16 protein-coding genes are annotated in these 19,305 nt (G+C 51.1%); 8 read left to right on the top strand and 8 right to left on the bottom strand.

Annotated features, from left to right (window positions below):
- Position 1: 1 nt before the first annotated feature.
- The 4 genes from LQV63_RS18820 to LQV63_RS18810 all read right to left on the bottom strand — a co-directional run bounded on the left by LQV63_RS18820 (position 2) and on the right by LQV63_RS18810 (position 6,248).
- Entirely contained in the window at positions 2–2,434 is a 2,433-nt protein-coding gene (locus LQV63_RS18820; protein ID WP_233697881.1) for a sugar phosphate nucleotidyltransferase, read from the bottom strand.
- Positions 2,431–5,343 (bottom strand): 1,4-alpha-glucan branching protein domain-containing protein, encoded by a 2,913-nt coding sequence (locus tag LQV63_RS18815; RefSeq protein WP_233697880.1) that lies wholly within the window; start codon positions 5,341–5,343, stop codon positions 2,431–2,433. Before LQV63_RS18815 ends, LQV63_RS18820 begins: the two co-directional genes overlap by 4 nt.
- On the bottom strand, positions 5,340–5,810 hold the full coding sequence (locus tag LQV63_RS32105; protein WP_407672942.1) for a DUF4912 domain-containing protein: 471 nt from the start codon (positions 5,808–5,810) through the stop codon (positions 5,340–5,342). The genes LQV63_RS18815 and LQV63_RS32105 overlap by 4 nt, the downstream gene beginning before the upstream one ends.
- A 213-nt stretch (positions 5,811–6,023) precedes the next feature.
- Entirely contained in the window at positions 6,024–6,248 is a 225-nt protein-coding gene (locus LQV63_RS18810; RefSeq protein ID WP_019421401.1) for a KTSC domain-containing protein, read from the bottom strand.
- A gap of 185 nt (positions 6,249–6,433) precedes the next feature.
- Here LQV63_RS18810 and LQV63_RS18805 point away from each other — a divergent pair, with 185 nt between their 5' ends.
- The 3 genes from LQV63_RS18805 to LQV63_RS18795 all read left to right on the top strand — a co-directional run bounded on the left by LQV63_RS18805 (position 6,434) and on the right by LQV63_RS18795 (position 10,206).
- Complete coding sequence (locus LQV63_RS18805) at positions 6,434–6,841, top strand: hypothetical protein (protein ID WP_233697879.1); 408 nt, start codon at positions 6,434–6,436, stop codon at positions 6,839–6,841.
- Positions 6,842–7,139: 298 nt separating this feature from the next.
- Positions 7,140–8,558: an ATP-binding protein gene (locus LQV63_RS18800; protein WP_019421399.1), complete on the top strand. Its 1,419-nt coding sequence runs from the start codon at positions 7,140–7,142 to the stop codon at positions 8,556–8,558.
- A 139-nt stretch (positions 8,559–8,697) separates the two neighbouring features.
- Entirely contained in the window at positions 8,698–10,206 is a 1,509-nt protein-coding gene (locus tag LQV63_RS18795) for a leucyl aminopeptidase (protein ID WP_233697878.1), read from the top strand.
- Positions 10,207–10,351: 145 nt separating this feature from the next.
- Here LQV63_RS18795 and LQV63_RS18790 read toward each other — a convergent pair whose 3' ends face one another.
- Positions 10,352–11,356: a DMT family transporter gene (locus tag LQV63_RS18790; protein ID WP_233697877.1), complete on the bottom strand. Its 1,005-nt coding sequence runs from the start codon at positions 11,354–11,356 to the stop codon at positions 10,352–10,354.
- 165 nt (positions 11,357–11,521) lie between these two features.
- Between LQV63_RS18790 and LQV63_RS18785 the strand changes: the two genes are divergently transcribed.
- The gene (locus LQV63_RS18785; protein ID WP_019421396.1) at positions 11,522–12,430 is read left to right on the top strand and encodes a LysR family transcriptional regulator; all 909 of its coding nucleotides are present in this window, start codon (positions 11,522–11,524) and stop codon (positions 12,428–12,430) included.
- Between the two features lie 97 nt (positions 12,431–12,527).
- Positions 12,528–12,683 (top strand): hypothetical protein, encoded by a 156-nt coding sequence (locus LQV63_RS31830; RefSeq protein WP_325175902.1) that lies wholly within the window; start codon positions 12,528–12,530, stop codon positions 12,681–12,683.
- A 38-nt stretch (positions 12,684–12,721) separates the two neighbouring features.
- On the opposite strand, the gene feoB is transcribed toward LQV63_RS31830, so the two are convergent.
- Together feoB and LQV63_RS18770 are read right to left on the bottom strand one after the other, a co-directional pair.
- Positions 12,722–14,758 (bottom strand): ferrous iron transport protein B, encoded by a 2,037-nt coding sequence (feoB, locus tag LQV63_RS18775; RefSeq protein WP_233697875.1) that lies wholly within the window; start codon positions 14,756–14,758, stop codon positions 12,722–12,724.
- On the bottom strand, positions 14,755–15,018 hold the full coding sequence (locus tag LQV63_RS18770; RefSeq protein ID WP_233697874.1) for a FeoA family protein: 264 nt from the start codon (positions 15,016–15,018) through the stop codon (positions 14,755–14,757). Before LQV63_RS18770 ends, feoB begins: the two co-directional genes overlap by 4 nt.
- Before the next feature lie 271 nt (positions 15,019–15,289).
- Between LQV63_RS18770 and LQV63_RS18765 the strand changes: the two genes are divergently transcribed.
- Entirely contained in the window at positions 15,290–16,267 is a 978-nt protein-coding gene (locus tag LQV63_RS18765) for an aldolase catalytic domain-containing protein (protein ID WP_233697873.1), read from the top strand.
- Between the two features lie 527 nt (positions 16,268–16,794).
- Here the strand turns inward: LQV63_RS18765 and LQV63_RS18760 are convergent.
- Positions 16,795–16,956, bottom strand: a complete 162-nt coding sequence (locus LQV63_RS18760; RefSeq protein WP_233697872.1) for a hypothetical protein — start codon at positions 16,954–16,956, stop codon at positions 16,795–16,797.
- Positions 16,957–17,354: 398 nt separating this feature from the next.
- Here LQV63_RS18760 and LQV63_RS18755 point away from each other — a divergent pair, with 398 nt between their 5' ends.
- Together LQV63_RS18755 and LQV63_RS18750 are read left to right on the top strand one after the other, a co-directional pair.
- Entirely contained in the window at positions 17,355–18,350 is a 996-nt protein-coding gene (locus tag LQV63_RS18755) for a LacI family DNA-binding transcriptional regulator (protein ID WP_019421389.1), read from the top strand.
- 108 nt (positions 18,351–18,458) lie between these two features.
- A complete protein-coding gene (locus tag LQV63_RS18750) occupies positions 18,459–19,295 on the top strand; it encodes a sensor histidine kinase (protein ID WP_233697871.1) in 837 nt (278 codons plus the stop codon).
- The last annotated feature ends 10 nt before the right edge of the window (positions 19,296–19,305 follow it).

The raw sequence follows: 19,305 nt of genomic DNA, 5'->3' as shown, positions 1-19,305 counted from the left end.
ATCACTTCCTTATCAAAGGTTGTGTATACGTTAATTTCCCCGCAAATTCATGAGCCAGAATTTGCGCCTTCATGGAGCTGTCCGCCTGCGCGATAATATGAAACAGCGGCTCATCCTGATCCGGTTGAATGAGAACCCAGCCTTCTTCCGATTGAATGCGAACCCCATCCAGAAATTCTGCCTGAACCGATTCCCGACGGACCCATTCCATCAGCTCCCGCATCATTCCGCCTTTCTCGTGCAGGGCACAAGGGACTTGCTCCTTCGCCACATGAATCGACGGCATGCTTGCAACAAGCTCGCGCAAGGAGCGTTGTTCGGCTGCCATAAGCTGAAAAATGAGACTCACCGCATACAAACGATGGGCGAACGGGGAGAAGGGCAGCCCATTCGTTGCTTCCATACGGGCGCGCAGCGGCTCTTTCGTCCGGATGATGCGGATTCCGCTCTTCACGGCGACTTGCTCTAGCGTAATCGGAGCGCTGACAGGAACGCCTACGCTCGCATTGATGCTTGACTTCGCCAAGGCGAGCACGATGAGGGGAAGCAGCGTGTCTTCATGAATGATCGTTCCTTCGTCCGTAACGAGCTGGAAGGTGCCGTCTTCATTCAACATGACGCCTATCTGAGCCTGAACATTGCGGACATGCTCGATGATGGCCGCTGGATTTGGCTGCGCAGATAGGGTATGTACCCTCGTTCCGCCCAGCATGGAAGCGAAGCGCTCCGTTGTGGAAGCTTCGGACGGCGAGGACTGTACGATGATGGAAAAACAAGCATCCTGGATCAGTTCGAAATCGACCGCACGGCGCAGCGCTTCGATATAATCCGGGATGGCATGATCATATCCTTTCCATCGTCCAATCCGATCTGTCGCGCCTCTTGCAAAATCCTCTTGTAAATAAGCATTTTCTACTTTGCGCTCCAGGCTCTTGGCCATCGGCATACCTTGGGCATCCGTCCATTGTATAAAGACTTGTTCATTCTTCACATCGTTGCCAGCCACGCAGAGCTGCACGTGAACCGCACCGTCGGCCTTCAGCGTCTGTACAGCAAAGCGAGTGCACTCCATGGAGGCAACGCCGATGTCGATGACATGGATGCCGAGCGAACGGAGGCCGGCGGCGAACACGCTTTTTAATAGCGTATCAAAGGAATGCATTCCTGAACCGAGGACAATCGCAGCGTCGGAGGGGAGAACGGAGCCATATGCGGCTGCAAGCTTCCCGACAAATTCGGGGGTAATGTCTCCATTCGGTCTGCCGACAATCCCTTTGCCGCCGAAGAGGGAGGCAGGCACCTCTTCACTCCATATCAACGAAGTATGAACCGTGCTGTGAGGTTGGATCTTTTTGTCCGGCCATAATTTGACTTGAGAGCGAATATGAGACTTATCTCCCAACACGCAGCCGTGCCCGATGACGGCTCCTTCTTGAATGTGGACATCATTGCCAATCAGCGTGCGGTGCAGCACGATCGCATCTTGGATGTCACAGTGGCTGCCTATAAGGCTGCCATCCCATACGATGGTTCGTTCCAGCGAGCTGTACGGATGAATCACATTCCCAGAACCGAGGATCGTATAAGGCCCAACAGCGGAGGAAGGATGCAGCGTGCAGCCTGTTCCGATATAGGACGGTCCGCTGAGACGTATCCGCGAAGGCAGGCGCACCCCATGCTCCACAAATAAGCCTGGCATCGGTTCGGAAGCCGGAATGCGCACCTCGACTTTCCGGTCAAGCATATCGAACTGCGTCTGGCGATATTGGTGCAGACTGCCGACATCCGACCAGTATCCATTCGCTACATAGCCGAAGAGCGGCTTCTCTTCCCGCAGCAGGGCAGGGAAGAGCTGCAGGCTGAAATCATAGCTTTCCCGTTCCGGAATCCACGACAATATTTCAGGCTCCAGTACATAAATGCCGGTATTTACCGTGTCGCTGAATACTTCGCTCCAGCTTGGCTTTTCCAGGAAACGAGTCACTTTCCCCTCTTCATCTGTCATGACCACGCCGTAATCCAACGGGGAATGGACTTGCGTCAGCACCATCGTGGCGAGTGCATGCTTCTGCTTATGATATTGGATGGCTTGACGCAGATTGAAATCAGTCAAGGCGTCGCCGCTAATTACGATGAAGGTCTCGTCTAGGAAGGAGGAGGCGTTCTTGATGCTTCCGGCTGTCCCGAGCGGAGTGCCCTCCTCAAAATACTGAAGCTGCACGCCGAAGTCAGACCCGTCTCCGAAATAGTTGCGAATGACATCAGGCAAGTATTGAACCGTGACCGCGATCTGGTGAATATCGTACCGTTTCAACAGCTCGATAATGTATTCCATACAAGGGCGATTCAATAACGGTACCATAGGTTTCGGTGTCTTTAGCGTAAGCGGCCGCAGACGTGTTCCTTTTCCACCAGCCATGATGACGGCTTTCATCGGGCGATCACTCCTTCATATACTTGTCTCGTAGACACGGCTATTGTGTTCCAATCGTATTGCGTGCGCACCTTGTATAGCGCTGTGGCAGCCATCTCCGCCGCGAGCTCTGGATGCAAGAGCATGTCGGTCACATGCCAAGCGAGGGATTCAATATGTCCTGGCAGTGCTTTATAACCATCAACGCCATGGTCCACGATTTCTGCCAATCCGCCTGTGTCGGATACGACAACCGGCGTGCCGAAGCGCATGGCTTCCAACGCAACGATGCCGAACGGTTCATACAGACTCGGAAAGACGCAGACGCGGGCGGATTGAATTAGCGCATCTCTCGTGTCGTCTTGAACGAATCCGGCAAAATGAACCTGCTCCCCCAAGCTCATAGCTTGAACTTGGCCTTCTAGCTCCTGCTTCATCGGACCGGTACCTGCGATAATAAGCTTGGCATCCGGTACGGACTGCAAAATGCGGGGCATTGCTTCAATGAGCACGTGTATGCCTTTTTCAAATACGAGCCGTCCGACATAGAACAGAAGCGGGGGCCCGGATGCGGGAACGGCTGCTCCGGATAAGTTTTGTATCGCAGCAGACTCCGCTCCAATTTCGACACCATTTGGAATCATCGTTATTTTGCGGCGCGGCAAAGAGAAGATCTGCTCGACCTCCTGCACCATAGAATGACTGCACACGATGACATGCTCTGCTTCTTCCGTAAGCTGATATTCCATCTGATGAATGCGCTGTGGCAGCTCACCTTGAATTCGGCCGTGGTTGCGCCCGTGTTCGGTCGCGTGAATGGTCACGATGAGCGGACAGCCGAATGTGCTCTTTATGTCTTGGGCAGCAGGATAGACGAGCCAATCGTGGGCATGAAGGAAGTCGAAGGTTAACCCCCTGCTCACCAGCGCATCTACTCCGTCAGACATGGCCGCATTCATTTGGAATACCCAATCCATAAAGTCTATAGGGGTGACTGAATGTATAAGGGCAACGCGATGCACGTGCACGCCGTTCATCAACTCATAGGATGGAGCGTCCGGGACTTCACGCGTGACCACATGCACCTCGCACTGCTTCTCCGCCAAATGGCGGGACAGATCGTACACAGCCCGGGATAAGCCACCTACGATGAGAGGCGGGAATTCCCACGCCAGCATGAGGGTGACTTTCGCCTTGGGACTTGTGGAAGGGGGGGGAGGAAGCGGCTGGAGAACGGTGTAGAACGGCATATCTGTCCTTCTCGGCGAGCTGGAATCCGGAAGCAGAAGGCGATAATCGGCTGTCTTGAAGCATGGATATTCCGCCTCCATCTTCTCTAGCTGAATCAGGTCATACACCCCTTGCTCAAGCATATCCAACAGCAAATGACAGCGCCCAAGATGCTGTCGGGTCCGTTCGGCGGCATATTCCGTCACCGTGCCGGCATCCAGGATGAAAGCCCAGTCACTGCTGGCAGCCAGCATCCATTCCTTCAACGCCATATTCATGATGCGTTCCTGCACGGGTCTGAACCCCCAGCTGTCCCGCAGCCGCTGTGCATACTGCAGCAGACGATCTTCCGCATGATGAAGATGCTTATATATCCAGTCGTTGCGCTCTTGCAGCCATACGTCGGCGTATCCGCCGCGCCCCCAGCTGCTGAAGGTCAGATCCGTCTGCTCGCTGTCCGGGTAGGCTGCAATATAGTCGCTTGGCGCGACGAACTTCGTCCGCTGCTCATGCTGTTCCCCGCGGGCGTGCTGCTCGCGGAACAAGGCTTCCACCCACAGCGGCCCTTCAAACCACCAATGGCCGAACAATTCTGCGTCATAAGGGCAGACGACGAGAGGCGCCCGATCCATCCATGACTGCGCTTGAACCAGCTGACGCTCGCGGCTGTCCAAGAAATGCTTGGCGTGTTCCCGCACCTTGTGCAGAGCCCAATCCAAACGGTAGGGAGTTTTGTCCGAGCCCGCTCCTGTAATGCGGTAGTATTTCATTCCCGTGTTAAGCCTTGCTCCATCCTCCAATATATAGGGGCGGATATAATTCCATTCCGCTTCGTCATTCCAGCCCAAATCAAAGCCGATGTCGCGGTAATATTCCCGGTAATCGCAATCTCCGGGGTAGCCTTCATAGCTGCTCCAGACTTGATGGGACGACTCCGGGTCCCGGGCAAAGGCGAACACACCGTCTTCGGTCATGGCAGGCGCATATTGAAGTCGGTGCGGCTGGGGCTGTGCTGTCAGTAATCCATGATGATCGACCATGAAATACCGGATTCCACTTGCTTGCAGGAGCGGCGACAGCTCGGGGGAATAGGCGCATTCCGGCAGCCATATGCCTTCTGGCCGTTGTCCCAACAGCCGCTCGTGTTCACGTGCTCCGATCTCAATCTGAGCGTGGGCCATCACCGGATGCTTGATGAGTGGAAGAAAGGCGTGGGTGGCGGCGCAGGTGATGCATTCCAGCCATCCCTTCTGGTCAAAATGACGGAACCACTCGATGACGCGGCCCCCACATTGACGATACATATGCAACCATTTGAGCCAACGCTCAAGATATAAGGCGGCAACGTTCTGCAGCTCGTTGTTCGTGCGAAGTCGCTTCGTCTCCGAACGCGCGAGCCGGATGGATGTCTTCAGATGCTCTTCAAATCGGGACTGCATAAGCTTATCCTCCATCATCGACAGGAGCGTGGGCGATAGCGTCATCGTAATGCGGAACGGAACGTTATCTTGTTCAAGTCGGCGAAACACGTCAATAAGAGGCAGGTACGTCTCCATCATTGCTTCGAAGAACCAACGTTCTTCCAACGAATTCGGTCGATGCGGGTGACGCACATAAGGCAAATGCGCATGCAGGATAAGGGCAATCTGTCCCTGATTCTGCATTGGCGCATCTGACGGATACAGTATAGTTCCCTTCATTCACGGACTCCTTCTCGATTCGGATATAGCGTGTAGGTTGAGAATTGTTCAAAGGGTGAGGACGAGTCGGACGACGGAGCTTGAGATGACAGCGAAACGATGCGTGTTGGCGTCTGTTCCGAATCGGTGGATGCTGACGAGAGATTATGGGGAGTGCGAACGGCTGCTGAGCGTGCGATTGGTATAAATTGCAATGATGAGTTAAGAATACCGTAATCTGCTATATAAGATTGGCCCGGCTCGATGGAATGAATATAGATGGAATCCCCATCACGTTCTAGATGATCTAGATTCACATCGAGATATTGGACCGAACTGGACAGCAGCTCTCGTTGGTCCGTCACGGCATATATTCGAATTCTCTTGGTGAATTCATACCAACTCATGCGGTAGTGTCGTTCTGTGGCTGCACGTTTACGCTCGGATATGTCCCAGTACGCAAATAAGGTGCATGGATCTTTGACCATAAGATGCATAACTGAATGATGCTGGCGCGAAGACCATTTGTCCTTGATAGGTGAGCGGATGAGAGTTCTCCCCCTTTCGATAACATGGGTTCATATATATCCGGTCCGGTCCGGTTTCATGTCAGATCGTTTTGTGAATATTTGAAAAGCGTTGTGAGAACCTATGAAAACAAGCGCAAAAACATTGGGGTCAAAGCAGCTGCAGCGGCTTAATCAACAATGTTTCTCCGCAGGTTTCTTCATTACGCTTTCCGTCAGACGCATGAATTCGTCATACCGGTTCTCCGAATGAAGCAATCGCTCATACCAGCTTTCGGATACCGACGGATAGGCCGCCGTTTCCCCGGTAGCATAGTGTACAACCAATTCATGATTCACTTCGTCGTAGCGTAAATAGTGAATTTGCTTAGAGGACACAAACAGCACATTCGGTTTCATACGCAAGCCCCCATTTCAGAGATTGTTCCACATCTATATGCGTTACAGCTTGACGATATACGTGAACACGGACTTGAAATAGGTCATTAGAAGGAAGTTGTAGTAAAAAAAAGGAATTGAGCGGGATAGCGGCGAATAAGCTACAACAATCTAGTCTTCAATGGATCCATGCGAGGAGGGAGAACATGAGCTTTTGTTGTGGAGCAAGCATGATTGGGACCTATGGTACGCTGCAGCATTATCGGACTCGGATTCATAATGTTCCCCTGTTGCTTTGCCCAGTATGTCATCGCATTGAAGTGCATTTTTTAGTGGAAAATGAGTATGAAATACTGGCGGAATATGCACAAAGTGACGGTGCGGAAGAGGTCGATTTCCGTGATTACGTCACTTCGGAAGACGGTCGACTGTTCGAGAACTGCATCAATCATGAGAATGATGATCCGCTCGAACTGGTGAAGAACCAGATTGACAATGCGCTGGACCTGCTGGCTCTGGCGAAGCAGTGGAACGATACGCAGTGGGAATCTCAGTTGAAGCGCCGCCTGGCGCTGATGAGCCGCCGCAAGGCGCAGTTATTGAAGCAGAAATAGGAAATTGAAGGTGACTGGTATCGCAGCGGATGCCAGACGGTGAAAGGCGATGGTTGTTATAAGTCCTAGAGCGCATTGGCGAATGCTGGGCCGATTCGGCTAAGGCGGACGAACTCGCCTTCTTTCACATGCATACCCTCGCGCAGCGCCTTTAAATTACCTTTAGAGGATGCGAGTTTATTTGTCTATTTTCGACATAATAATTGGTTGACGTTTTTGCCAAAAGTTTACTATGATGGTACTGTTGGAACGAACCTATGGGACGGAAACGGTTGCCGTATAATGAGGTGAGTCACAATTGAATGCGCTGAGTGCGAAGGAAGAACGTAATCAATCGGAATGGAAACAACGGTACATCAATGGGTTGCGGCACTATATCCTGAACGGCGGCGATCAAGACTTGCAGCAAGTGAGAGATTCGGCCTGCGCTACGAATCAATTGAACCCACAGGATGTATTAAGCATCCATGAGGAAGCGTTGTTCACCGTGCTATCCCATGTCGAAATGGATGAAGGCATCAAGGTGCTTAATCGTTCGTTCATTTATTTCATGGAATGGATTACGGCTATTAAGACAGAACAGGGAAGCAAGGAGGGGAATGCAATGGTATTAGACCCGATTCGCGAGCCTTGGATTCAGTCCGCACAGGCGTTGTGCTCCACCCAGAGCGTACGCAATAAGTATGAGAATGTGCTGCAACAGATGGATAGCGGAATTGTGCTGTTTGACAGCAGCGGGGTACTGTCCTTTATCAATGTAGAGACGGCGAAGCTGCTCGACATTCCCCGCAAAGCGCTGGTCGGATGTTCCTTGCGCGAATTGCTCTTCCACCCGCTTTTAAAGAGGGACAAGCGTAAAATGATTTTGCGACTGTACAAAGATACCATTTTAACAAGAAAGCGCTATCATGAATTCTCTGACCGAAATGATAGACATTATCTTGTTACTGTAACATACGGAGACCAGATGGATGGCGACTACCTGTTCAGCATCAAAGACGTGTCGGATTTCAAGCGAATCGAACAAACCGCTTATCAAAATGACAAACTGGCCATACTCGGCAAGATTGCAGCGGCCATCGCCCATGAAATCCGCAATCCACTGACCTCTATTCGCGGCTTTATTCAATTGCTGCGTCCGCATTTGATGCAACTGGGAAAAGAAGAGTATGCTCGGATTATTTTAGCTGAAATTGACCGGGCCAACGACATCATTTTCGAATTTCTGAACTCTTCGAAACCTTCAGCTCCGATGACCTCAGAAGTTCCTATCTCATCCCTCCTTCGAGAAGTGGTCCTCCTCACCGAAAGCGACGCGCTCATGAAAGGCTGCGAAATCGAATTGATGGATCATCCCGAGGCAGGCTCCCTTTTTGTATCAATTGACGTCAAGCAAATTAAGCAAGTCATTCTAAATATGATTCGCAATGCCATCGATGCGATTGACCACGTTCACACCAAGCGAAAAGGACTCATTCGCATCTCGACTCAACAAGAAGGAATGTATGTGTCCATCAAGATTCACGACAACGGCAAAGGCATGGATCATAAGACGTTAGATCGATTGTTCGATCCCTTTTTCACTACGAAGGAAGAAGGCACCGGTCTCGGATTGTCAGTCAGCTACCGGATTATTAAAAATCACGGGGGAACGATTACGGTTGACAGCAAGGAAGAGGTGTGGACGGAATTTATCATACGACTGCCGTTGGCGTAATGTCGGATAACACATCATCCCGAGGTTGAAGTCATTTTGAATGGGCAAATGGTCCTCCGTCTCGTACCCGATTTGAACTTGTGGTACAATATGGAGGGCATTTGGCATCATCATTTTTATACAAAGGGATGGTACATAAATGAAACTAGCAAATGTGACATGGTTGAAAGATGTTAAGGTTCAAGTACAAGCCTCGGCATCAAATCAAGTTGACGCGGACGCCGTAGTCGTTATCGGTACCAAAGCGGAATTCGAGCAGGCGGCAGGTTTCCCTGGTGCAGAAGCATGTGCGGAAGCGGTGCGCCGCGGATTGTTCGAAGCAGGCTGCTGCAAGACGTATGTTGTTCCAACGGGACAAGATCATGCGCCTGTGCTTATCGCCGTTGGCCGCAAAGAGGAAGCGTTAACGGTCAAGCAAGTGCGTTTGATGTTGGCGGAAGCGGCTCGAGAAGCAGTGAAGCTTCGTCTTGGCCGCGTGTCCGTTATCATTCCGCAGGAGCTCGTGCAGGCTTCGGCGGAAGATGCGAAGATGATGGCTCACGCGATGGTGGAAGGCTTTATGTTAGGCGCTTATCAACGCGTCACGTATAAGAAAGATGCAAAGCCGGCGCATGCATTCGCATCGTTCACGCTGTGCGCGGAAGGTCTTGCCGAAGCGGCTTGGACAGAGGGCGCAGAACGCGGCAACGCATATGCGTACGGTACGACGTTTGCCCGCGATTTGACGAATCTGCCGGGGAACGTATTGGTTCCAAGCACGCTTGCAGAAGCGGCGCTTGAGCTTGCGAAGGACAGCGGCTTCGAGGCACACGTTCTCGATGAGTCGCATATCGAGGAGAAAGGCATGGGCGGTCTTCTCGGCGTCGGCAAAGGCAGTGTGAATCCGCCACGCATGATAGTATTGAAATATCAAGGCAAGGACGAATGGACAGACGTCTGTGGTCTCGTTGGTAAGGGGATTACGTTCGATACGGGCGGTATTTCCTTGAAACGTGCGGGCAATATGGACGAGATGATTTGCGATATGGGCGGTGCAGCGGCGGTATTGGGCGCGATGGCAGCGATCGGTCGCATTCGTCCGCAAGCGAACGTGCTGTGTGTTGTCGCTTCGGCAGAGAATATGCCTGCGGGCAATGCGTTGAAGCCTGGTGATGTGCTGACTTCCTACAGCGGACGCACCATTGAAGTGCTCAATACGGATGCAGAAGGCCGTCTTGTCCTTGCAGACGGTATGACGTATGCGAAGGAGCTTGGCGCAAGTAAGCTGATCGACGTCGCAACGTTGACGGGCGCTGTCGGTGTGGCGCTTGGCAGCATTACGACTGGCGTCGTAACGAACAACGAAGAGTTCTTCGGCCAGTTCAAAGCGGCTGCGGCGCGCACGAATGAGCTGGTATGGGAGCTTCCTTCCAACCAAGAATATTGGGATATGCTGAAGAGCGACGTAGCTGACGTTCGCAATGCCATTCCAGGCGGCGCAGGCACGATTACGGCAGGGCTGTTCGTGGGCACCTTCGCCGATGATCTGCCTTGGGTGCACTTGGATATCGCGGGTACGGCCTTCTTGGCCAGCGGACGCGGTGTCGATCCAAAAGGAGCGACCGGGGTTATGGTGCGCACGATTACGGAAACGGTGCTTGCGCAGTAGAGACGTGCATTTCGCGCATTACTAATATATATGGATTCGAATATACAACAAGGGAGAGACCATTGGGTCTCTCCCTTGTTGCTTGTAGAGGTAGCACTCACTTGTAGGGTTATGTGAAGTCTAGTTTGTTATCGTAGTTCGATAGTCATCCTGTCGGAGCGTGTGTATGCTTCTTCGGAAGGCGTCCGTGAACCGATTTCTGCGTAGCTGCAACTTTTGAAGTTTGCTCTGCAGGCGACCGGCGGCTAATCACGTTGTTGACGATGAGCGCGCACACGATAAGCAGTGTTCCGAACATCTCCGCTCCAGAAATGGAGTAGCCTTGAATGACAGAAATAATAAAGGTGGTCGCGGGCACAAAATTGATGAACAGCATCCCGTTGATGGCATGCAATCGTTGAATGCCTTGAATCCAGCTTAATAGAGCCAGCAATCCGGCGACGACAATCATGAATAGCATCTCAGGCATAATAGTAACGATACTGCTGACAGCCGGCGTATCGACGATTCCAAGTGCCGTCATAATCAATACGATGGCAAACGTAGTGACTCCGCCGTATAGCGAGGTTAGTGCCGAGAATCGCAGCGCTGACCAACCCGAGAATTGATCGCTGCTCACGGTGAAGATTACCCAGCCGGTTACACCGGCGAACACCGACAGCAGGGGCAGCAATTGCAAGCCGCCGTTCGCAAGTGTTGCGAAATCCCCTTTCGTGACGACGAAGAGCACACCTATGAAAGCAACGATGACACAGCTTAAGGTCCAACTATTCGGACGCTTGCGGGAGACCATCCATACGAATAATACGGCAAGCATCGGCATGAACGACTCCATAATCGAAGCGAGCAGCACGCCTGACTTGCCAAGCTGTTGCTGTCCCCAGAATACTCCGAAGTTATATACGGTAAAAGCGAGTGCACCGAGCACCCACAGCTTCAAGCCGCGGCCTTCGGTGCGGAAAGCCCGCTTTCCTTCTTTTAAACCAAGAATAACAGCCAACAGCAAGCCAACGACAAGGTAACGTATTCCTGAGAACCAGAACGGATCAATATGATGCAGCGCGCTCTCAGCAATGGGGAACATGGCGCCCCACGCAACAGCGGCGAAGAGGCAGAATAGCGCTCCTTGCCAGAAATGTTTCTTACTCATGATGAATGTTCACTCCTACTGTACGGTCCTGATGTTTGCAACTCAACGAAATTCATCATATGACTATTTTAGTATCTTGTAAAACAATTGAAAGTGATTTAAGATATCACTTAGAATAATAGCTCACACTTACTGTGAAGGATCAGTCATGAAGGAGTCATCAGCATGGACGTAAGTGATATTCATATCTTTATGGCAGTTGTCGAACATGGCAGTGTCAGCCGTGCTGCCGAGGAAATGGGTTACGTTCAATCCAATGTAACGGCCCGCATCCGCTTGCTGGAGCAAGAGCTCGGCCACCCGCTGTTCCATCGTCACCGCAGAGGCATGATGCTGAATGCGGAAGGGCGCAAGCTGCTATATTATGCGGAGCGCATGACTCAGCTGATGAACGAGATAACGAAGGCGTTCCAAGATACGGATGACCCTTCCGGCTCCTTGCTTATCGGCTCGGTAGAGACCGTCGTCGGCTTGCCGGATATCCTCAGTCTGTTCTATCAGAAATACTCAAAGGTAGACCTTTCGTTAATGACTGGCGTTACAGAGAAGTTGACGGAAGAGGTGCTTGAATATAAGTTGGACGGCGCCTTCGTCTCTGGACCGGTGACGGCAGCCAATGTGGAGCAGCATCCCGTATTCGACGAGGAGCTGGTGCTCGTCTGCGGCCGCGGCGTCATGGAGGGGCAGATTCGGGATTATTATGTGCGCGATCTGCTGCATCGGCCGCTGCTTGTATTCCGCAAGGGATGCGGTTATCGTGCCAAGTTGGAGCAATGGCTGCAACAAGAGGGGATTTCGCCCACGAAAGTCATGGAGTTCGGTACGCTCGAGACGATTATCGGCACCGTGGTTGCTGGACTCGGCATCACGGTCGTACCACGGGCGGCAATCAGCAAATTAGAGGAGGAAGGCGCCCTGCGGGTGTTCCGTATTCCTCAGCCGTTCAACAAGGTGTCGGTCGTGTATATTCGCAAGGGAGACGCATATCTGAGCGAAGTGGAGCGGCGCTTCATGGAGACGATCGAGGAGATTCGCAGAAGGCGGGGAGGCCATATCCCGCTGACGACACTATAGATAACAGGGATAACATAGCAGCGCATGAATAAGACAAGGGTGAATCGTTCCTGAAGGAATGGTTCACCCTTGTGCATTATTATTGTGGAAGGTTGCCGTGATCAAGGCTGCTCCGGTCTGCATGTGGCTTGGCGGCGGAACATGCCGACGAGCAGGAGCGATTCAGCGCGCAGGAGGCGCATGCTCCTTGCTTGCTTTTTCGAACGTGACGGACAACCATCCATATGGCATAGGCAAAGATAGCGGCAACTAATCCGATTTCTATCCATGGCATTGTATATCACCTTCTTCTTAAGCATAGCCGAGCAATCGCCCGACACCGGTAATGAGGAGCGCAACGATGTAAGCAATGACAAAGGAATATCCGATAGCAAATGCTGTCCAGCCCCATGAAGATGTCTCTTTGCGCAATATTCCGACTGTTGCCAGACACGGGACGTACAGCAGGATAAATGCACAGAACGTAAAGGCAGATAGCGGTGTAAACGCTTGGGCAATTTGCGCTTCCAGCAGCGCTGCATCAGGTGCATGATAGATGATGTTCATGGTTGATACGACAATCTCTTTGGCCAAAAAACCGGTAATTAAAGCTGCTCCAGCCTGCCAAGTTCCGAATCCGAGCGGAATGAACAGCGGTGCAAGCAAGCCGCCGATGTAGGCCAAGAAGCTGTCGTCCATCTCCACGCCGAATCCGCCCGGTCCCGCATACGTAAGGAGCCAGATCAGCACCGATCCCCCGAGAATGAAGGTTCCGGCTTTGCGGACGAAGCCTTTCCCTTTCTCCCATGTGTTGCGGAACAGGGTCTGCCATTGCGGCATGCGGTATGGCGGGAGCTCTACGACGAATACGCTTTGTTCTTCCTTCATCATCCGCTTCGTGAAGAGCTTCGCCAGCAGCAAGGACAGCACGATGCCGAGCAAATAAAGCGAGAGGACGACAAGCGCCTGATGACTTTCGAAAAAGACGCCGGCAAATAGGGCATAGACCGATAGACGTGCCGAGCAGGACATGAGCGGTACGAGCAGCGTCGTGACGAGCCGTTCCCGCGGCTGTTCGATCGTGCGGGCGGCCATGATCCCAGGCACATTGCAGCCGAAGCCGATGACGAAGGGGATGAACGCTTTGCCGTTCAATCCGACAGCTTCCATCAATCGGTCCATGACGATCGTAACGCGTGCCATATAACCCGAGTCTTCGATAAAAGAGATGAACAAGAACAAAATGAAAATTTGCGGCACGAAGACGAGCACGCCGCCCACACCGGCAATAATGCCTTCTTCCAAGAGCGCATGGGTAAAGGACGAGGCGCCGATGGAATCTAATAAGGACGAGACGCCAACGGTTAACGGTCCCGAGAAAAAGGCATCCAATGCATCTGAGAGCGGTGTGCCGATCCATTCAAAGGTCGCTTTGAACATCAAGTACAAGATGCCAATAAATATCGGAATGCCGAGCCAACGGTTGGTGACGATAGCATCAATTCGCTCGGTTAACGTATGAGGCTTCCGCTCATTCATGTTCACTGAGGATGACAGCACTTCGCGGATGAAGGAGTTGCGAACCGCCCGCAGATGCTGCGCCAAGTGCAATGCCTGTCCATGCGCACGCAATTGGTTCTCGGTCTCCTCGCCTATCAACTCCAGCTTCCTCTGTTGAGCAGAATCAAGTCTGTTGTGCACCCAATGTTGAACCGTCTCATTGCGCTCTAAGTATTGCAGCGCCACCCAACGAAGAGGCACATTTGCTTCGGGAAGCAAGGCGCTCATTTGCGTAATTGCCGCTTCCACTTTATCTCCATAATGAAGCTGGAACGATAATGGTTCTTTCGGGGCGGTGGCTTCGGAATTCGCAGACTGGAGCTGCCCGATGATGTCTGATATGCCATGTTTGCGCCGGGCATTGACCGGAATAACCTTGACTTGAAGCGCTGCGGACAGCTTCTTCGGATCGATGTGGATGCCGCGACCTTCCGCGACGTCATTCATATTCAATGCGATATAGGTTGGAACGCCATACTCCAATAGTTGAACGGTCAGGTATAAATTACGTTCAAGCTGGGAAGCGTCTACGACATTTAAGAGAGTATCCGGGGTTTCATGCAGCAAATATTGAACGGCTACGCCCTCGTCACGGGACATCGGGTGCAGTGAATAAATACCAGGTAAATCTATTAACGCTCCAGACTGACGATGAAGCTGTCCAACTTTCTTCTCGACGGTGACGCCAGTCCAGTTGCCGACATATTCGTAGGAACGGGTTAGCGCGTTAAATAGGGAAGTCTTGCCGGTATTCGGATTGCCGACAAGCGCCGTCGTCCAGGTTGTCATGTGTGCTTCACCCCGATGAGCCGGGCAACGCTCCGCCGGATGCCGAACAATTGTCCGTTGGCTTCGAGCGTAAGCGGTCCGCCGAATAGGCTGGTGCGCTTCATATGCACATGAGATCCTTCTTCCACTCCCAGATCGAGCAAACGTTGGAATATCGTCGAATGGACACGGGTCAAATCGCAGATGCAAGCTTGTTGTCCAGGCTTGAGTTCACATAGAGTGGTGTTGATTTCAGCAGCAGTCGATGTCTGTGTACTCACGGGAATTCCCTCTTTCTATCAGTTTACAGCTTTTCAAATATCTTGAAGAAATTTGCAATTTGGAATGATAATCTTTATCATTGAGAATAAATTGAACTTACCATATGATTTATAAAAAGCATGTGACATTTGTCATGGAAAATACATATTTTGCGCGAATGTTCAGCGATATACGTCAAATAGATGCAAAAGATAGGTTATTTTGCTTTGCTTTATGTGAAAGTTTCCATTAGAATGGAGAGAAAATTATTTTTGAAAAGGAGATAGCGGGATGAAAACGAATCACTGCAAAATTATCGACTGCACTATTCGCGATGGCGGACTTGTGAACAACTGGGACTTCAGCGTAGAATTTGTGCAAAGCCTGTATGCCTCATTGAATGAAGCGGGCGTCGATTATATGGAAATTGGCTACAAAAATTCGCCGAAGCTCTTAAAGGGCGCTGATGAAGCAGGTCCTTGGCGATTTTTGGACGACAATTTCTTGAAAAAAGTCATTCCGCAAAAAGGCACAACGAAGCTCTCAGCGCTGGTTGACATCGGTCGCGTGGATGAGAACGACATCTTGCCGCGCAGCGAAAGCTTGCTCGACTTGATTCGTATCGCTTGCTACATTAAGGATGTCGACAAAGCGATTGATTTGGTTCGCGTGTTCCATGAGCGCGGTTATGAGACAACTTTGAATATTATGGCGTTGTCCAATGTGATGGAGAACGATTTGGTGGAAGCATTCGCCATGATTAAAGAAAGTCCGGTAGATGCGGTCTATGTCGTCGATTCTTACGGCAGCCTTGATCATAATGATATTCATTACTTGGTAAATAAATTTAAAGAACATTTGCCTAACAAACGGCTTGGTGTACACACGCATAATAATATGCAGCTTGCTTTCTCGAATACGCTCGTTGCGGCGGAAATCGGTGTCGAACTGCTGGATGCATCGGTGTACGGCATGGGCCGCGGTGCGGGGAACTGTCCAACAGAATTGCTGTTGACCCACTTGAAGAACAGCAAGTATCAATTGCGTCCGGTGTTGGGCTTCATTGAGAACTTCATGCTGCAGACACGCGAGAAATGGGAGTGGGGCTATCTTATCCCTTACTTAGTGACGGGCACGCTTGACGAGCATCCGCGCTCGGCTATGGCCCTGCTTGCTTCGGAAGATCGGGACAAATATTTGCAATTCTATGACCAGATGACGACGCCAGAAGTGAATTTCAGTCAGAAAATCCAGAAACGCCCGGAATGATAACGTAACCTAATGAAGCGACCGCCCTGCTGCTCCGGTACCGGAGAGAGGGCGGTCGCTTTGTATTTAAGGCTGTTGAATGTGAGCCTTCCCGGAGAAGGTGTGCTGGTTCTATCCATTGCTCCACTCTCCCCTTCATTCAGAATGGACCCTTGCTTGTCTTTCAAACGAGAGTATATCGTCGGGCATCCGTGTAATGGTCCTTATATCCATTCTCCCATAAGCTCAGGAAGGATAACATCAATGGGGAAGGCATATGCCATGTCGTATACTATGGCATGAAGCAGCCGATCGTGATGGCAGTTGCGTCGTGCTTGAGCGTACCGTCTCCTGATGGATGGGGAGAATGAAGCAAAGGGGAAGGTAAGCGAGTAACCAGCAATCTGATCACGCTAATACCCACCTCTAAGCACGGTCGCTCATCTTACCACAGGCTTCGATAGATGTTATCCCATCAAGACTGTGGAATGTGAGAAAAGCGCAGCTCCTATTGATATAGGTGCGGCGCTCTTCCGTATTAGATATCATTATGTCATGCGCACATATTTGCGCTCCCCCGACTTGGGGTTGTAGTACACTTGATATTTGAACCCGTCGCGAGGGTCGATGAATATTTCTTTTGTCGGAACGAAATCACCGTTCACGCCGATCGCATCCAGTGGATTATCGTATTGCTTATACCGCTTCAAAGGCGGTGCCCATTACTTCGGTCACTTCGTAATTAGCAATTCGCTCTGTTGTTACTACGATCATGAAACGATCATCTCCTTTTCCCTTTTAAGAGGTCGTTCAAAAAGTCCCTTGTTGATCACGATATATCCCAGCTACCTTTTAGAACACACAATTTAAGGGTGTCCTGCGGGTCCTGTTTTTATAATCATACGGAAGCCATTTCATTTCGTTTCAGGATTTCTCGACAGCTGGCAGAACGGCACAGCTTATATTGTCTGAGCATACTTATTCAGAAAAGAAAAAGTATATTCAAAATAAGAGGATATTTTATTGGAATAACGCTTTAAATTGGTTATTATTTATACTAGATGTTGCAAGCCTGTCCAATACGATGAAGCTATGAGGAGAGAAGGCTATGAAAGTCAGTATTTTTGATGTGGCCAAAAAAGCTGGCTTGTCCGTTGTGACGGTATCCCGTGTCTTGAACAACGCCAGTACCGTTCGAGAAAAAAATCGTCAAAAGGTATTGCAGGCGATGAAAGAACTGGACTATCATCCCAATGCGGCGGCACGCAGCTTAGCGAAAGGAAAAACGGGCGTAATCGGCATGATTGTAACCACGCTACAGGATTCATATTTAGACAATATCGTGCAGACAGTGTCGGTTCTTTTAAGAGATCATGGATACTATTTGGCCTTGTCTGTAGCGAACCATCCCTTGGAAGAGGGGGCGGGGAGTTATCTCATTCAAGAGGATCGCGTAGACGGCCTGCTCATATTAGCAGCCGTTGATGAGGAGCCTTATGTAATGGAATTGAAGAAACGAAAAATTCCATTCGTGCTCATCGACAACCAAAAGAATCATCCGGCGGTGTCCAGTGTGACAGTCGACAACTTCAAGGGCGGATATGAAGCGGCGAAGCATCTTATTGATCTGGGGCACCGCTCGATTGCCCATATTCAAGGACCGCAATATTTCCTGAGTGCAATCGAACGTGAAAGGGGTTTCATGCAGGCGATGAAAGAGGAGGGGCTGGAGCCGTTCTCCATCGAGCCAGGGGAATTCACCATTCAATCCGGGTACGACATCGTCCAGAAATGGTTAGCGCAAGGGCAAATGCCGACGGGTCTGTTCGCAGCCGATGATTTCACCGCGATTGGCGCCATAAATGCACTGCGGCAAGCGGGTTGTCGGATTCCGGATGACGTGTCGGTCATTGGCTATGACGATCAGTCACTTGCTTCCGAGCTGAGGCCAAGATTGACGACCATTCGCCAGCCAGCTGTTCAAATGGGTAAAATGGCGGTCGATGTGCTGATGAAGCAAATTAACGGCGTGAACAAACGCAGCACCACGTTGAAGCTTAATCCAGAAATTATAGTGCGAGAGTCCACGGCCCCACCGCAGTAGTCATTATGGATGCGGATATAGCATCATGTCGGCAACTTCACTGAAGCATGACGGTCCTTCTTAGGATGTGCCTCATGCTTTTTATGTTTGGGCTAGGAGGGAAGCGCCGTGAGCGACAAAATGATTAAACGCCTCATCTTATGGATACCGACGATTACGATCGGCTTATGGGAGTATGTTCGTCACTCTTTCTTGTTGCCCTATTTGTCGATGGATATGGGCAATATTCTCGCTCCCGTCATCGTCTTTATCGTGTCTGCCACGCTGTTGACCAGATTGTTCAAGCTGCTGGACGATACGCAGGCGACGTTGCGCCGGGAGCAGCAGACCAAGGCAGCGCTTGAAGAACGGGAGCGCTTGGCACAGGAACTTCATGATGGAATCTCGCAATCGTTGTTCATGTTATCTGTCAAAATCGATCGGCTGGAGGCCGCGTCTGCGGAAGAGAAGCAGGAGCAGCTGGACAAGCTGCGCCAGACGGTGCGGCATGTCTATGACGATGTTCGTCAAGCGATTGCCAACCTAAGAACGGCACCCAAAGAAGCGGATTTCTCATGGTCTTTGCAATTGATGCACATGATTGAAGACAGCAAGAAGGACACGGAGTGGCAGGTCGAAGTGCAATGGGATTTACCGGAGGAAGCACTCTCGATAAAGGAAAAGATCGCGCTGTTCTCCTGTGTTCGGGAAGCGCTGACGAACGTGCGCAAGCACGCGGATGCGAAGACGGTGCAGGTCATAGGGAAACGGATACCCGGCGGTTTCTATTGTGAAGTCCGGGATGACGGGGCGGGCTTCAAGAGTGATCCGTTCGCGGAGTCGGGTAAGTTCGGCTTGAAAATGCTGCGGGACCGTGCCCGCAATATGGGCTGGAGCTTGCATGTGGAGCGTGTGGCGCAGGGAACGGTGCTGCGCGTATGCAAAGAAGAACGACTAGAATCGTGACGAATAAAAA

This window comes from Paenibacillus profundus, assembly GCF_021369635.1.
GTDB lineage: Bacteria > Bacillota > Bacilli > Paenibacillales > Paenibacillaceae > Paenibacillus_B > Paenibacillus_B profundus.
The sequence above is the reverse complement of the archived record's forward strand: the minus strand, read 5'-3'. Positions and strand labels throughout refer to the sequence as shown.

Coding starts and splice junctions, on each gene's coding strand:
- LQV63_RS18820 (WP_233697881.1), bottom strand. CDS start 2,434: ATGAAAGCCGTCATCATGGCTGGTGGAAAAGGAACACGTCTGCGGCCG.
- LQV63_RS18815 (WP_233697880.1), bottom strand. CDS start 5,343: ATGAAGGGAACTATACTGTATCCGTCAGATGCGCCAATGCAGAATCAG.
- LQV63_RS32105 (WP_407672942.1), bottom strand. CDS start 5,810: ATGGTCAAAGATCCATGCACCTTATTTGCGTACTGGGACATATCCGAG.
- LQV63_RS18810 (WP_019421401.1), bottom strand. CDS start 6,248: ATGAAACCGAATGTGCTGTTTGTGTCCTCTAAGCAAATTCACTATTTA.
- LQV63_RS18805 (WP_233697879.1), top strand. CDS start 6,434: ATGAGCTTTTGTTGTGGAGCAAGCATGATTGGGACCTATGGTACGCTG.
- LQV63_RS18795 (WP_233697878.1), top strand. CDS start 8,698: ATGAAACTAGCAAATGTGACATGGTTGAAAGATGTTAAGGTTCAAGTA.
- LQV63_RS18790 (WP_233697877.1), bottom strand. CDS start 11,356: ATGAGTAAGAAACATTTCTGGCAAGGAGCGCTATTCTGCCTCTTCGCC.
- LQV63_RS18785 (WP_019421396.1), top strand. CDS start 11,522: ATGGACGTAAGTGATATTCATATCTTTATGGCAGTTGTCGAACATGGC.
- feoB (WP_233697875.1), bottom strand. CDS start 14,758: ATGACAACCTGGACGACGGCGCTTGTCGGCAATCCGAATACCGGCAAG.
- LQV63_RS18765 (WP_233697873.1), top strand. CDS start 15,290: ATGAAAACGAATCACTGCAAAATTATCGACTGCACTATTCGCGATGGC.
- LQV63_RS18755 (WP_019421389.1), top strand. CDS start 17,355: ATGAAAGTCAGTATTTTTGATGTGGCCAAAAAAGCTGGCTTGTCCGTT.